General features: G+C 68.1%; 14 protein-coding genes. 3 read left to right on the plus strand and 11 right to left on the minus strand.

What is annotated here, in order from left to right; genetic code table 11:
• Positions 1–107: 107 nt before the first annotated feature.
• Positions 108–1,004, minus strand: a complete 897-nt coding sequence (locus ACCD07_RS24025; protein ID WP_413448779.1) for an SDR family NAD(P)-dependent oxidoreductase — start codon at positions 1,002–1,004, stop codon at positions 108–110.
• Positions 1,005–1,174: 170 nt separating this feature from the next.
• Between ACCD07_RS24025 and ACCD07_RS24030 the strand changes: the two genes are divergently transcribed.
• From ACCD07_RS24030 to ACCD07_RS24040, 3 genes are all read left to right on the plus strand, one after another.
• Positions 1,175–1,918, plus strand: a complete 744-nt coding sequence (locus ACCD07_RS24030) for a TetR/AcrR family transcriptional regulator (protein ID WP_413448780.1) — start codon at positions 1,175–1,177, stop codon at positions 1,916–1,918.
• 158 nt (positions 1,919–2,076) lie between these two features.
• Entirely contained in the window at positions 2,077–4,017 is a 1,941-nt protein-coding gene (locus ACCD07_RS24035; protein ID WP_413448781.1) for an FAD-dependent oxidoreductase, read from the plus strand.
• A gap of 64 nt (positions 4,018–4,081) precedes the next feature.
• Positions 4,082–4,861, plus strand: a complete 780-nt coding sequence (locus ACCD07_RS24040) for a glucose 1-dehydrogenase (protein ID WP_413448782.1) — start codon at positions 4,082–4,084, stop codon at positions 4,859–4,861.
• A 39-nt stretch (positions 4,862–4,900) separates the two neighbouring features.
• Here the strand turns inward: ACCD07_RS24040 and ACCD07_RS24045 are convergent, their stop codons facing one another.
• From ACCD07_RS24045 to ACCD07_RS24090, 10 genes are all read right to left on the minus strand, one after another.
• Positions 4,901–5,716: an enoyl-CoA hydratase/isomerase family protein gene (locus ACCD07_RS24045; RefSeq protein ID WP_413448783.1), complete on the minus strand. Its 816-nt coding sequence runs from the start codon at positions 5,714–5,716 to the stop codon at positions 4,901–4,903.
• 14 nt (positions 5,717–5,730) lie between these two features.
• Positions 5,731–6,915, minus strand: a complete 1,185-nt coding sequence (locus ACCD07_RS24050; RefSeq protein ID WP_413448784.1) for an acetyl-CoA C-acyltransferase family protein — start codon at positions 6,913–6,915, stop codon at positions 5,731–5,733.
• Positions 6,916–6,926: 11 nt separating this feature from the next.
• Positions 6,927–7,544 carry a TetR/AcrR family transcriptional regulator gene (locus tag ACCD07_RS24055; RefSeq protein WP_353403149.1) on the minus strand — a complete coding sequence of 206 codons (618 nt, stop codon included), beginning with the start codon at positions 7,542–7,544 and terminating at the stop codon, positions 6,927–6,929.
• Entirely contained in the window at positions 7,541–9,076 is a 1,536-nt protein-coding gene (locus ACCD07_RS24060) for a class I adenylate-forming enzyme family protein (protein WP_413448785.1), read from the minus strand. The genes ACCD07_RS24055 and ACCD07_RS24060 overlap by 4 nt, the downstream gene beginning before the upstream one ends.
• Positions 9,069–9,866 (minus strand): SDR family NAD(P)-dependent oxidoreductase, encoded by a 798-nt coding sequence (locus ACCD07_RS24065; protein ID WP_413448786.1) that lies wholly within the window; start codon positions 9,864–9,866, stop codon positions 9,069–9,071. Before ACCD07_RS24065 ends, ACCD07_RS24060 begins: the two co-directional genes overlap by 8 nt.
• Positions 9,867–9,891: 25 nt before the next feature.
• Positions 9,892–10,212: an EthD domain-containing protein gene (locus ACCD07_RS24070; protein WP_413448787.1), complete on the minus strand. Its 321-nt coding sequence runs from the start codon at positions 10,210–10,212 to the stop codon at positions 9,892–9,894.
• Positions 10,213–10,250: 38 nt separating this feature from the next.
• Entirely contained in the window at positions 10,251–11,045 is a 795-nt protein-coding gene (locus tag ACCD07_RS24075) for an enoyl-CoA hydratase/isomerase family protein (RefSeq protein WP_353403153.1), read from the minus strand.
• Between the two features lie 104 nt (positions 11,046–11,149).
• A complete protein-coding gene (locus ACCD07_RS24080; protein WP_413448788.1) occupies positions 11,150–12,811 on the minus strand; it encodes an enoyl-CoA hydratase-related protein in 1,662 nt (553 codons plus the stop codon).
• Positions 12,812–12,822: 11 nt separating this feature from the next.
• Positions 12,823–13,857 (minus strand): NADP-dependent oxidoreductase, encoded by a 1,035-nt coding sequence (locus ACCD07_RS24085; RefSeq protein WP_413448789.1) that lies wholly within the window; start codon positions 13,855–13,857, stop codon positions 12,823–12,825.
• Positions 13,858–14,547, minus strand: coding sequence for a carboxymuconolactone decarboxylase family protein (locus ACCD07_RS24090; RefSeq protein ID WP_353403156.1), 690 nt, complete (start codon positions 14,545–14,547; stop codon positions 13,858–13,860).
• Between the last annotated feature and the right edge of the window lie 162 nt (positions 14,548–14,709).

Genomic DNA, 14,709 nt, shown 5'->3' on the forward strand with positions numbered 1-14,709 from the left:
GGGCGGGCTAACGGGGCTTGGGGGTGGTGCTGGTCTAAGGCATGTTCTTGGCCTTGGGGTGACCAGGGGGCCCGACCGGGGCACGCGGGGCGGGACCCGCCGTCACGTCATCGCGGCGCGGAAGGCGTTTGCGCATCAGGCTTCCTGCTGAGATCCAGCAGCCTGGCGAAGACGGGATTGCGGCGCTCAAGGATCGCTTCGGTACGCTCGCGGATCGCGTCGTCGAAGTTGGCGCTGGTCAGCGCGTAGAGTTGCTTGTTCCTGACGGCGTCGAATACCTGTTCGGCCACCTGGTCCGGGGTGAGGGCGCCGGCGTACATGGCCGGCGCCATCGCGTGCAGCTCCGGGGTTTCCGCTGCCGCTCCGCCGCGCGGCTGCAATTGCTCAGGGCGATTGCGTTCCGAATGGTAGATCCGGGTGTTCACCAATCCCGGGCACAGCAAGGTCACGCCGATGGGCGCGTCGCGTTCGCGCAAGGCCGCGTACAGCGCCTCGGTGGCCAGCACGGCGCCATGCTTGGCCGCGGCATAGGGCACCGACGCCGAGCCGCTGATGAGCCCGGCGACGGAGGCGGTGGTGACGACGTGGCCCTCCGTACCCTGGGCCAGCATGCGCGGCACGAAGCTGCGTATGCCGTGCACCACGCCCATCAGATTGACATCGATCGACCATTGCCAATCCTCGGGCGGATATTCCCACACCGGGCGCAGGCGGCCTGCCGGCACGATGCCGGCATTGTTGAACAGCATATCCACGGCGCCGAACGCCTGGTAGGCCAGGGCGGCGAGCGCCTCCACCTGCAGCGCATCGGCGACGTCCGTGCGTGTCGCCAGCGCTGTATGGCCCGCCTCGGCCAGCGCCGCCGCTGTTGCGTTCGCGGCGGCTTCGTCGACGTCGCTGACGACGATCCTCATTCCCTCCCGGGCGAAACGCCAGGCCAGCGCGGCGCCGATGCCGCTCCCCGCGCCGGTGATCACGGCGACCTTGTTCTCGAAATTGCGCATCTGTTCTCCTGGTGGGCCGCGCTGTTTGCAGGCGTTTTTTCGATGATACCTACCGACCGGTCGGGTGTCAATTTGCGCGCCGCCGTGTGCCGGCCGGTGCTCCTACCGCTTAGACGGTCGGTGCAATTTAGGTTATGCTGTCGACGATTGATCTTCAGACAAGGATGGACATGAAACCGGCAACACTACCAGAGGCGGGCGTTGCGCTCGAGCGCGGCCCAACGCTTGCCGCTGAACAGAAAATTCGCCAGATCGTCAACGAGGCGGCGAAATTGTTCGACAAGGTCGGCTACCATACGGCGAATATGGACATGGTGGCCAAGGCCTGCGACTTGCGCAAGCCGACCCTTTACCACTACATCAAGAGCAAGGAGGAAATCCTCCTGCGCATCCACCAGACCCTCATTGACGATCTCGGCGCCAAGCACCAGGCGCGCACCGAGCTGGGACTGGGGCGGGAAGAGCTCTTGCTGGGCATGATCACGGACATCCTGCACGCCATCGCGGATCACCGCGGCTACGTGCGCGCCTTCCTCGAGCATTACCGGGAACTCGAACCGACCGTACGGCAGCAGATCAGCGAAAAGCGGCAGGATTATTTCCGTTGCATTACGGACTTGATCGCGGAAGGGGTAGCCGAGGGGGTGTATCACACGGACGACGTGACCTTGTCGGGACTGTTCCTGGTCGGCCAGGTGAACTGGGCTTACCAATGGTACGTGGCCGGTGTCAGCCCCGCGCCGGAACAGATCGCGCGCAAGCTGCTCGACACCTTCCTCTACGGTTTGACCGGGACGCCGCCGGCGGCGCAGACCGCCGTGAAAGCCGGCCCGCGCAAGACCCCGAGCGCCGCCAAAGCCACGGCGAAGACGGCTGCGCCATCGCCTGCCCGCAAGACCGCGTCGAAGAAATAGCGCGCGGTGTCGCCGGCGCCTTGCCGGCGGCGCTGCGGTATTCCACCATGGATTCCGACCGTCTGGTCGGTTGACAATCTCCGGCCCCACTGTTATGGTTTAGATCCCCGCGCGTCGGCCCGCTTGCGTCGGATGGCGCGATCTTTCCCGGAAAAACCATGGCCTATGAAAAGCTTTTTTCACCCTATCAACTCGGTACGCAAGTTCTGAAAAACCGGATCGTGGTGCTGCCTTACGGGACCAGCATGGTCCACGACGGCGCCGTCACGGACGAGGACATCGCGCACTTCGATACCATTGCGGCGTCGGGCGCCGGGCTCATCATTACTGGCGCCACCGTGGTGCACCCCGGCTCGGCGATGCGCTTGCGCAAGCTGGTGGAGGTCTATGACGAGCGCGTGCTCGACGGACTGAGGCGGCGCGCCGACGTGATCCACCGCCATGGCGCGAAGCTGTATGGGCAGCTGGTCCACCTGGGGCGCGAATGGATAGGCATGGAGTCCGATCTGGCGCCGTCCGCGCCATCGCCCATCCGCTCGCCGCGCGACCCATTTCCACCCCGCGAGCTGGAGGAGGGCGACATCGCGGCCATCGTCGAGGCGTTCGGCCGCTCGGCCGCCAATCTCAAGCGCTGCGGCTACGATGGCGCCGAAATTCACGGCGCCCACGGCTACCTGGTCGCGCAATTCCTCTCGCCCGCATGCAATCAGCGCGGCGATGCGTACGGCGGCTCGCCGGAGAAGCGCTTGCGCTTCCTGTTCGAGGTGATCGACGCCATCCGTGCACATTGCGGCGCCGGCTTCGGCCTCAGCCTGCGCCTGAGCGCCGACGAGGAACTGGTCGACGGCCTCGAAGTGGACGACACGGTGGCCATCGCCGTGGCCGTCGCCGCGCATGGCGGCGTGGACGTGCTGAACATCACCATGGGCACGCGCGGCGGCTATGTCAAGGATATGACGGGACCGGACGCGCCGGCCGCCAGCGCCGCCGCGCGCATCCGGCGCGCCTGCGGCTTGAGCGTCATCGTCGGCCAGCGCATCAACACACCGGAGCTGGCCGAGCGTCTGTTGCACGAGGGGGCGGCCGATCTGGTCGGCATGGCGCGGGCATTTCTGGCCGACCCGGAGTGGATCGACAAGGCCGCCGCCGGCGAATCCGGGCGCATCCGGCCTTGCCTGAATGTGAACCAGGACTGTCGCGCTTTTTCGCCGCACCTGCATTGCTCGGTCAACCCGCGCACCGGGCGCGAATTGTGGCCCGAGTTCCGTGACTGGTTGCCGGCGGCGCCGGTGAAGCGGATCGCCGTCATCGGCGCCGGCCCGGGCGGACTCGAGGCGGCGTTGACGGCGGCCCGCCGCGGCCACCGGGTGACGCTGTTCGAGGCGACCGACGGGGTCGGCGGACAGTTCCTGTACGCCGCCGCCGTGCCGCACCGCCAGGGCCTGCTGCGCCTGATCGACCATCAAGTCGGCGAGCTGCGCCGCCTTGGCGTGCCGATCCGGCTGGGCCGGCGCATCGATGGCGTCGAGGATCTGGGCCAGCCGTTCGACGCGGCGATCGTCGCCACCGGGGCGGTCGCGCGGGCGCTGGAGGTGGACGCGGGCGGCGCCGCGGTGCTCAGCTGGTTCGACGTCCTCAAGAATGGTGCGCCGGCGCCGGCGGGCTCGCACCGCGCGGTGTTCGTCGATGACGGCACCGGTTTTTGGTGGAACTATGGCGTGGCCGAAGCGATGGTCGACGCCGGCTGGCGCGTGACCATCGTGACTCCATCGGCGGCGGTCGCCCATCTGATCCCGGTCGAAAGCGTCGCCGCCCTGCTGGGGCGGCTCGCGATGGGCAAGACCGAGTTCCGTGTACTGTCGGGCATCGAGTCGATCGAGCCGGGCGCCGTGCACGTCATGCCGATGGTTTCCGGCCAGAGCGAACGGCTGGACTGCGACCTGTTGGTGATGCAGACCGGGCGCGTGCCGGTGTCCGGCCCGGCCAAGGCCTTGCTCGACGCCGGCATGCGCGAGGTGCACAGCATCGGTGATTGCATCACGCCGCGCCGCATGGCGCAGGCGGTGTTCGAGGCGCAGCGCATCGCGCGCGTCATCTAGGCCCGGCGGCACGCCGGCGCCGGGCTGTCCGGCCGCAACCGCAACATCATCACAGGAGAATCATATGGAATGGGAACAACAGTCGGCACAACCCATGCAGGGCAGGGTGGCGCTGGTGAGCGGCGGCGGTTCCGGCATCGGCCGGGCCTGCGCGGTGATGCTGGCGCAGGCCGGCGCGCGCGTGGTCGTGTCGGATCTGCTCGAACAGGGAGGGCGCGAGACGGTCGAGGCCATCCACGCCAGCGGCGGCGAGGCGGTATTCGTGCGTGCCGACGTCAGCGACGCGGCGCAAGTGGAGGCGCTGGTGCAGCGCGTGCTGACGCAGTATGGACAGCTCGATTGCGCGGTCAACAGCGCCGGCATTTTCGGCAGGATAGCGCCGCTGGTCGAGCAGGGCGGCGATGACTTCGAGCGCGTCATCGGCATCAATCTGAAGGGCGTGTTCCTGTGCATGAAGTACCAGATCGCCGCCATGCTGCCGCGCGGGGCGGGGGCGATCGTCAACATCGCCTCGGTGCAGGGACTGGTTTCCGGCCCCGGCGCGGCATTGTACAGCGCCAGCAAGCACGGCGTGATCGGGCTGTCCAAAGGGGCGGCGCTGGACAACGCGCGCACCGGCATCCGGGTCAACGTGGTGTGTCCGGGCACGATCGAGACGCCCATGGCGCGCAACTACTACGCCGAGCGCGGCTTGCCCTTGCCTAACGATGACGCGCGGATCCCGATGGGACGGGTGGGGCGCGCCGAGGAAGTCGCGGCCGTCGCGCTGTTCCTGTGTTCGGACGCGTCGTCCTACATGACGGGCGTGTCGCTGCCCGTTGACGGCGCCATCACGGCGCAATAGACGCAATACGGCGCGGGCGGCACGCCGTGCCGCCTGTCGTCATGCGCCGCTGAACGCCGCCTTGCGCTTGCCGAAAAAGGCGTTCACGCCCTCGGCGAAATCGTCGCTGCCGGCGCAGGCGCAAAACGCGGTCTGTTCCAGGTCGAGCTGGCGCGCGAGGTCGTTGCCGAAGGCGCCCCGCAGCAGCCGCTTGGTTTGTCCGTAGGCGAAGGTCGGGCCGGCCGCCAGGCGTTGCGCCAGCGCGGCCGTGGCCTCGTCCAGGCCGGCGCGCGCGACCACGCGGTTGACCAGGCCCAGGCGCAAAGCCTCGCCCGCGTCCACGCTGTCGCACAGCAGCATCAATTCCATCGCCTTGCGCAGGCCGACGGTGCGCGGCAACGACCAGCTGGCCGAGCCGTCCGGGCTGGCGCCGATGCGCGCATAGGCCAGGTTGAACTGGGCGTCGTCGGCGGCGATGCACAGGTCGCAGGCGAGCGCGATGCTGACGCCCGCTCCCGCCACCGCGCCGTGCACGCTGGCCAGCACCGGTTGCGGCAGCGCCGCCAGCAGGGTCAGCGCCGCGTGCAGCGGCGTGATGATGTCGGCCGCCAGTTGCGCCGCGTTGGGCAGGTCGGCATGGAAGCGCGCGATGTCGCCGCCCGCCATGAAGGCCTTGCCCTCGCCCCGCAGCACGATCACGCGCACCGAGGCGTCGTTCTCGATCTCGCGGCACGCCGCCAGCAAGGCCTCGGCCGTGGCGCGGTCGATGGCGTTCAGGGCGGCGGGGCGGTTGAAGCGTATCGTCGCCACCGCGCCCGCGCGCTCGAGCAGGACCGGCGCGGCGGCGGGGGAGGTGATGCCGGAGAGGTTAGTCATCGCGATGGTCCCGCTCACAGGCGCTCGAAGATGGCCGCGATGCCTTGGCCGCCGCCGATGCACATGGTGACCAGCGCATAGCGCCCGCCGGTGCGCCGCAGTTCGCTGATCGCCTTGACCGCGATGATGGCGCCGGTCGCGCCCACCGGATGGCCGAGGGCGATGCCCGAGCCGTTCGGATTGACGCGCGCTGGATCGAAGCCCAGCTCCATCGCGACGGCGCAGGCTTGCGCGGCGAACGCCTCGTTGGCCTCGATCACGTCGATGTCGCCGATGGTGAGTCCCACCTTCTTGAGCAGCAGGCGGGTCGCCGGCACCGGTCCGATGCCCATGTATTGCGGATCGACGCCGGCGTGCGCGTAGCCGACCAGGCGCGCCAGCGGGCGCAGGCCCAGCGCTTGCGCGTGCCGCGCTTCGACCAGCGTCAACGCCGCCGCGCCGTCGTTGATGCCCGAGGCGTTGCCGGCGGTGACCGTGCCATCCTTCTTGAACGCGGGCTTCATCGCGGCCAGGCCTTCCAGCGTGACGCCGGCGCGCACGTGTTCATCGGTGTCGAACATCAGCGTGCCCTTGCGGGTGGAAACGTCGACCGGCACGATCTGCTCCTTGAAGTAGCCGGCGGCGATGGCGTGCGCGGCGCGGCGCTGGCTCTCGAGGGCCAGCTCGTCCTGCATCGCGCGCGTGATGCCATAGCGTTCGGCCACGTTTTCGGCCGTCACGCCCATATGATTCTTCTGCCATGGATCGAGCAGGATCGTCGCCATGAAGTCCTGCACGGCGGTGTCGCCCATGCGCGCGCCCCAACGCGCCGCCGGCATCAGGTAGGCGCCGCGGCTCATCGACTCGGCCCCGCCGCCGATCGCGACGTCGGTGTCGCCGAGCAGGATCGCCTGCGCCGCCGAGACGATGGCCTGCAGTCCCGAGCCGCACAGGCGGCTCACGTTGAACGCCGGCGTCGCGTGAGGCATGCCGGCGTCGATCGTCGCGATCCGGCTCAGATAGGCGTCGCGCGGCTCGGTGGGTATCACATTGCCCATCACCACGTGCCCCACCTCGGCCGGCGCCACGCCGGAGCGCTCGAGCGACGCGCGCACGGCGGTGGTGGCCAGGCCGGCCAAGGTTACGTCCTTGAGACTGCCGCCGAAGCTGCCGATCGCTGTGCGGGCCATGCCCGTCACGACTACATCCCGTTGTGTCATTGCTTGATTCCTTAAATAGATGGAGACTGCGCGAGCAGTCCGCCGAGAAAAATACCGCAGAGCGAACGGGCCATCTGTTCCGGCGGCGTCTTGTCCGCCATCTTGGGATACCACTTGTAGGCCCAGTTGCACATGCCGACGAAGGCGAGGGTCGCCAGCTCGACGTCGACGTCGCGGAACTTGCCGGCGGCGATGCCGTTGCCGATGATGTCGGTGATGCGCGTGAAATACTCGTTGCGCCGCTTGCGCATCTCGGTGCGCTGCGCGCCCGCCAGTTCCGTGTAGTGGTCCATGAAGGCGCGGACATAGCCGGGATGCCGGGCGATTTCGCGCAGCGTTTGCGCGCACGCCTTTTCCAGCAGCTCGGCGGGCTTGGTGGCGGCGCTCTCCATATCGACCTGGAGGCTGTGGATCAGCGCATCGATATGCATCTGGTGCATCTCGTACAGAATATCGTTCTTGCTGGCGAAGTAGTGGTACAGCGTCGGCTTGCCCAGGCCCACTTCATCGGCCAGCATTTGCATCGACGTGCCATGGAATCCGACGCGGTCGAACAGCGTGGCGCAATGGGCGATGATTTCGAGGCGCTTCTCATCGTGCGCCGCCGTGGTTTTGCGTATCCGCGTCATTTCTGAGCGCCCAGACCAAGCTGCTCAATGGCGGCCTTGGCGATGTGTTTCTTGTCGATCTTGCCGGTGGCCGTGTAGAGCATGTCTTCGCGCACCAGCAGATATTCGGGCCATTTTTTCTTGGACAGCCCGATCTGCAAAAGGTGTTCCTTGATATCGTCCAGCGTCGGCTGCGCACTGCCCTCGCGTATGCAGCACACGGCGCAAGCTTGTTCGCCCAGGCGCTTTTCCGGAACCGCGACCACGATGGCGATGGCGATGGCGGGGTGGCGCAGCAGGGCCGCCTCGACCTCCGAGGCATCGATGTTGTAGCCGCCACGAATGATCTGGTCCTTGATCCGCCCGACGACCTTCAGGTAGCCATCCTCGCCGACGATGACCTCGTCGCCGGTGAGGAAGAAACCCTCGCTGGTGAGCCGGTGTTCCTGTTCGCCCAGGCCGATGCAATAGCCGAGGAACGACGACGGTCCGAGCACGCCCGCTTGCCCCCGCTGGCCGCGCGGCAACAATTCATTGTCGGCGCCGAAGGCTTCGTCGCGGGTGCCGGGAAAGGACTTGCCGTCGGAATGCATCTTGCGTTCGATGTCGTCGTCGAGGCCGACCGAGGCGTGCCCCATGCACTCGGACATGCCGAACATGCGCAGGGCGGTCATGCCGAGCATGCTTTTCGCATCCTGTATCAATTCCGGCGTCATCGCGCTGCCGCCCACGCCGAGCGCCTTGAGCGGGCTGCTGTTGTGCCAGCCCTTCAGGCGCGCCACCTCGATCAGCGTGGCCAGGTGGGTCGGCACGCAGATGCCCCAGCGGCAGCGGTAGACGTCGATGGCCTTGAGCGTCTTCACCGGATCCCATGGGTCGATCATGATCAGGGGATGGCCCATGGACAAGGCGAAATGCGCGGTGAAGGTGAAGCCGGGCGCGCTGCCCAGCGGCACGATGCCGAGGATGGCATCCCCCGGTTCCAGGCGCGCGACCTGGCTGCAGGCGCGCACCGTGTAGTTCAGCGCGGCCGGGCCATGCATGACTCCCTTGGGCACGCCGGTGGTGCCGGAGGTAAAGCCGATCAGCGCCGTTTGCGCGTCGCGCGCGTCCGCGGGACCGAGCAGCGAGCGTTCGCGCAGCTGTAATTTCAGCTGCGGCAAACCGTCGATCTCCACGCCCGCGTCGTCGCCGATGCTGGCGATGTGATTGAGGCGCTCGTCCAGCACAGCGCGCTCGGCGCCGCCCAGGTCCGGCGTGTACGGACAGGCAATCGCGCCGACGGCCGAAATCGCCAGCGCGGCGGCCAGGATGGGCGCCGATTTTTTCCCTTGCAGCATGATGCGATCATGCGGCCGCACGCCGCCGCGCGTCAGCGCCTCGCTCGCCAGCAAGGCCATTTTTCGCATGTCCTCACGCGTCCACAGCTGGCCGTCGGGGCCGACGACCGCCAGCGCATGCGGCGCGGCGGCGGCGAGTTCGGAGAATTGCTCCCACAAGGAGGCGTCGCTCCAGGCCAGGTCGCCGGCGGTGTAGTGTTTGGTATTAAGCAATTGTCTGGCCTCCATCAACAACATACGTTTGTCCGGTAATGAAGCTGCCGGCCGCCGACGCGAGCAAGGCCACCGTGCCGACAATTTCCCTCGGTTGCGCGAAGCGCCGCAGCAGGATGTTTTCGATGAGCTTGTTCTGGATGTCGTGGTCCAGGGTTTCGGTCATGCCGGTCTCGATAGAGCCGGGCGCGACCGCGTTGACGCGGATGCCGTGGTGCGCCCACTGCGCGGCCAGGTCGCGGGTGAGGTGGACCATGGCCGCCTTGGTGGTGGTGTAGGGGACGACCTGGCCGGCATCCGGCGTGTAGGACATGAAGGCGCCGGCCGAGGCGACATTGATCATGGCGCCGCCGCCATGGCCGATCATGTGCCGCGCCGCGTGACGGCACGCGAGAAAGGTGCCGGTCAGGTTGACGTCGACGACCTTGCGCCAGCCCGACAGCGGGATCTCTTCGGGCAAGCCCCACCACGAGGCGCCGGCATTGTTCACAAGGATGTCGAGGCCGCCTAGCTGGTCCACGGTCGCCTTGACCGCGGCCTCGACCTCGACTTCGTTCGAGACATCGCAGCGCAAGCCGATGGCCCTGGTGTCAAAGCGTTGCGCGATGTCGGCCGCCACGCCGGCGCACTCCTTTTCATGGCGCGAGGCCAGCGCGACGGCGCACCCGAGATCGGCCAGGCCCGCCGCGATGGCCTCGGCCAGCGCGCCGCGCCCGCCGGTGATCAGCGCCACCTTGCCGTCGAGCCTGAACTGCTGGGCGATGAAGCCCGGTATGAGGTTTTCTTTCACTATGTGCTTTCGCGTAATGAACTCTTCAAACGACCCGGCCCGCGGCCATCAGGTCGACGTCGTCGGTGATCAGGGCGATGCGCTTGCCCTTCATCTTGCCGACATGCGCGACCGCGGCCGCCCACTCGGGCGATTTCAGCGCGGCGTCGAGCGTCTCGCGCGAGGCAAACGTCAGCACGGCGTTGCCATCCCAGGCCGGCTGGTCCGGATGGTCGTAGTCGAACACGACCTCGCCGTGGCGGTAGGCCAGCAGGCCGGGCAGGCGACGCCCGAAATCGGCATGCTCGCCCCGCCACCACGTCGTGAACTGCTCGGGCGTCCAATCGGGCGGACGCGACGATAACACCACCAGGCTGACTGACATTTGCTACTCCTTTCGATAAATTAACGGCCGGTCCATACCGGAGTGCGCTTGTCGAGGAAGGCGCGCACGCCTTCCTTGGCATCTTCCGAATGGTGCACGACGTTGCAGGTCATCGTTTCCAGAGTGATCAGGGTGTTGGTGTCGGCGTCCAGGCCGCGATTGACCGCCATCTTCGTCATCCACATGCAGAACGGGCTCTTGTCGATCAGCGGGGCGCAGAAGTCCTGGATCAGCTGGTCGAATTGGGCGGCGGGCGCGGATTCGTTGACGAGTCCCCATTCTGCGCATTTGTCACCGGACAGCAATTTGCCCGTCAACATCAACTCCTTGGAGCGGCGCATGCCGATCATGCGCGGCAGGCGGTAGATCGGGCCGGCGCCGCCGAACAGTGCGCGACGGATGTGGAAGTCGCCGATCTTGGCTTCGGAAGCGGCCAGCGCGAAATCGCAGGAGATCATCAGCTCGAAGCCGCCGGCGACCGCATAGCCTTCCACCGCGGCGATGGTTGGTTTGCGCATGTTGAAGATCTTGTCGTAGGTGCGGGCCGAGTCGATGGCCAACTGCAGCGAGGTGCGGGTTTCCTGCAGCACGGGACCGACCAGCTGATCCAGGTCGGCGCCCGAGCAGAAGGTATTGCCGCGACCGCGGAAGACGACGGCCAGCGCCTTGTCATCCTCGGCCGCGCGATCGACGGCCACTTCCAGTTCCCGCAGCAGCTGGGGGCTGACGCAATTGCGCTTGTGCGGGCGGTTCAGCCAAATCGTCGCGATACCGTTGTCCGCAACCTCGTATTGAATGACGTCTTTCTCCAGCATGTGAAATCTCCTAGTTGAATGGCGGGAATCCCGCTCATCGCATTTAACGGCCGACCGGTCGGTCGGCTCATGGGCAAATATACCATGCGCAGTTTTTTTGTCAATCATAAACGCGCAAAACCTTGGGCCCAATGCATGGGGCCACCGTGATGGGCGGGGAAGCCGAGTCCATGAACGCCCGCCACGTCGATGTCGCCGGCGCGCAGGGCCAGCTGGTCCGCCATGCAGCGCGCGCCTTCGTCGGCCATGGCGTGCAGCAGGCGCGCCAGGATCGCCTCGCCGTGCATGACGGCGCGCGCGCCGGGCGGGGGCTGGCCCCCGGCGGGGCACAGCGCGCCGATGCTGTCCTGGCCGAACCCGAACGTGTGCAGGCTGTCCACGATCGCCGCGCGGGCGACGCCTTCGGCCATCAGGCCCGCCGCCGCCGCGCGGGTGGCCTCGCGCAGGCGTCGCGCGAGCGATCGCGCGCCCTGGCCGGTCAACACCATCGCCGCGCCCAGCTGGCGCGCGAGCCGCGCGGCGGTCGCGTGCACGATGGGATCGGTGCGGTCGCCGTGGCAGATCTCAAGCAGGCCGTCCGCGGTTCCGGGCAGGCAGGCTTGCAGGCCGATCACCCTGTCCGGCCGGCCGGTCAGCCCCGCCAGCGCATCGAGTGCGGGCGTACCGCCCATGACGGCGAGGATCGTGTCGGGGCCGGCGCTATGGTCGAGCCGGCGCAGCAGCGCCGCCGTCGCGTCCCCGTCGTCGCCGGCCGCCGCGATGATGAGGTCGCAGCGCGCCAGCGCTCCGGGGCCGTCGGCGTCGACGGCGACCGTGACCCCGGCATGCGCCAGGCGCCGGGCCAGCGCGGCGATGGCCGTGCCCGCGCCCACCAGCCCCACGGTTCGCAGGGGCGGTGCGGGCCGGGCAGGCTGCGCGCCCGGCCACCTGGCGGCGGCGCGTTCGGCGAAGAACAGGTGGATCATGGCCTGGCTCTGCGGACCGTGCTCGCACTCCTGGAAAGCCTTGCGTTCGAGCGCGTAGCCGTCGGCGAAGGACAGGCGGCAGGCCGCTTCGATGCAGTCGACGATCTTCCATGGCGCCAGCAAGCCGCGCCACTGTTCGCGGTGGCGCGCGCGGTAGCTGGAAAAGAGTTGCGGGTCGATGCCGCGTATCTTGTCCGACGCCTCGGCGAGGCGGCGGCGAGCCATTCTGCCGCTGACGATGTCGTCGGCGAACGCGAGCGCATCAGTCAGCAGTTCGCCCCCGGCGATGCGGTCGACGACGCCGCAGGCATGCGCCCGCAGCGCATCGAGCGGGGCGCCGCCGGTGCACACGTCCAGCGCGATTTCCGGCCCGGCCAGGCGGGGCCACCACTGGGTGCCGCCGCCCCCGGGCATCAGGCCCAGCTTGACCTCCGGCTGTCCCAGCATGGCGCCTGGCGCGGCGATGCGCCACTGGCAGCTCAGGGCCAGTTCCATGCCGCCGCCGAGGGCGTTGCCGTGGATGGCGGCCACCACCGGCTTGGCGTCCGCCGCGATGAGATCCATGATGGCGTACAGCGACGGCGGCGCGTAGGGCTTGCCGAAGTCGTTGATATCGGCGCCGGCCACGAAGGTGGCGCCGCCACCGATGATGATGATGGCGTCGACCGCGTTGTCATGCAGCGCGCGCTCGATGGCGGCCATCAAGCCCCGCCGCACGTCCAGGCTGAGGGTGTTGACGGGCGGGTGGTTGACGGTGAGCACGGCGATGCGGCCGTGCGGCTGATAGCTGACGGGATCCATGGCGGCCCCGCTCAATCGGGATCGTCGAGTTGCACCACCAGGCGCCCCGTGTGGCGGCCTGAAAAGAGGCAGTCGAAGCTGGCGGGGACCTGCTCAAAGCCATGCCGCACGTCGATGTCGTAGCGCAGCGCGCCGGACTTGATCCAGCCATCGATGCGCGCGAGCATGGCTCCGGTGCGGCTGTGGTCGTGGAGGATGTTGCTGACCAAGAAGCCTTCGATGCGGGCGCTGTTGACGACCAGGTTCCACAGCGCGTCCGAGCCCGGCGCCGCCGCGCCCTGACCATAGCGCGACATCATGCCGCACAGCGCGACGCGCGCGTGTTTGCGCAAGTGTCCGAGGGCGGCGTCGAGCAGGGTGCCGCCGATGTTTTCAAACACCACGTCGATGCCGTCCGGGAAGGCGGCGCCGATGGCGGCCGCCAGCTGCTCCGGCCGCCGGTAGTCGAGGCACAGGTCGTAGCCGTAGTCGCGCACGGCGCGCGCGCATTTGTCCGGACCGCCGGCGATCCCGACCACCCTGGCCGCGCCGCCGAGGCGCGCGAACTGGCCGGCAAGCGAACCGACAGCGCCGGCGGCGCCGCTGACCAGGACGTTGTCGCCGGGACGCAGGGCGGCGATGTCGAACATGCCGTGGCAGGCGGTCAGGCCGATCGTGCCCATCGCATGCGCATAGACGGGCAGGGCATAGCCGTAGTGGGCGGGCAGCGGGAAAAACCGGCTGGCCGGCCCCGTCACGTAGTCGCTCCAGGCGCCGAAACCCCATACCAGCGCGCCCTCGGCCAGCAGCGGCGACCTGGACCGCACGACTTCGCCGACGACCATGCCCCGGATCTGGCCGCCGATGGCGACCGGCAAGCCGTAACCCGGGTCTTCATCGAGAAAATTGCGGATCGTCGGGTCCATGCACAGCAGCTTGACCCGCACCAGCACCTCGCCTTCGCCGGGTTGCGGAACCGGCGCGCGCGCGGACACCAGGTCGGCCGCGATCGCCGGGCCGGCGGGGCGGCGGGCAAGCAGCCACTGGCGGTTGGATGGCGCCGCCATCTATTGCGCTTCCAGCAGCATGCCGGCGCTCATCCAGGCGGCGATGCCGGCCGACGGCACGGCGCACAAGATCGCTTCGGCCATCTCCGCGTCGCTCGCGCCGACCGCGCGGGCCGCCCGGATATGCGTCGCCGCCATCGGGCTGTAGTCCGAGGCCAGCACCGCGATGAGCATCAGCTCGGCGGATTTCCGGTCCAGCTGGTTGCAGTCGATGGTGCCCTTGCGCATCAGGTAGTAGCCGTCCGCGCCGCGCGGCACCAGGCGCAGCAGGATGGCCAGCGCCGGCGGCACGGTGCCGAAGTAGGCCTTGAAATTGGCCTCGGCCTCGCCCGGGCCGGCGCGCTCCAGCGCGGCGTCTTGCGGGGTTGTCGCGGCGTCGGGATACACGTGGCGGATGACGCCATCGAAGGCCTGCGCCGCGCCTTCGCCGCGCAGGCTGCTCAGCAAGATCAGGCCGCTGGCCGCTTCGTTCCGCGTCAAACCCAGCGCCGCCGCGCCGCCCAACTCGCTGCGGGCCAGGTCGGTATAGCCGCGGTTGACGGCGGCGACCGCCGCGCAGAGCCGCTTGAGCTTGGCCGGCATCGCGCCGTCGGTGTCGATCACCTCGCGGAACATGGCATAGCCGGAGCGGGTGAAAGGGGCCAGCTGTTTCAGCAGCTCTATTTGCAGCAAAGCGTTGGTGTCGGTCACGAGGTAACTCCCAGGGAAAAGGTGGAAAAGACGGGGCGGACGCACAGCCAGCATAGCCCATGCACGTCTGAATGTTATCAACCGTCCGGTCGGTTGTCAATTATCGACAGGGGCGCATCGTGTTGTTGACATCCGACTGGTCGGTCGATAGAATTCATTGCA

Source organism: Duganella sp. Dugasp56, from assembly GCF_047304105.1.
Lineage (GTDB): Bacteria > Pseudomonadota > Gammaproteobacteria > Burkholderiales > Burkholderiaceae_D > Rugamonas > Rugamonas hordei.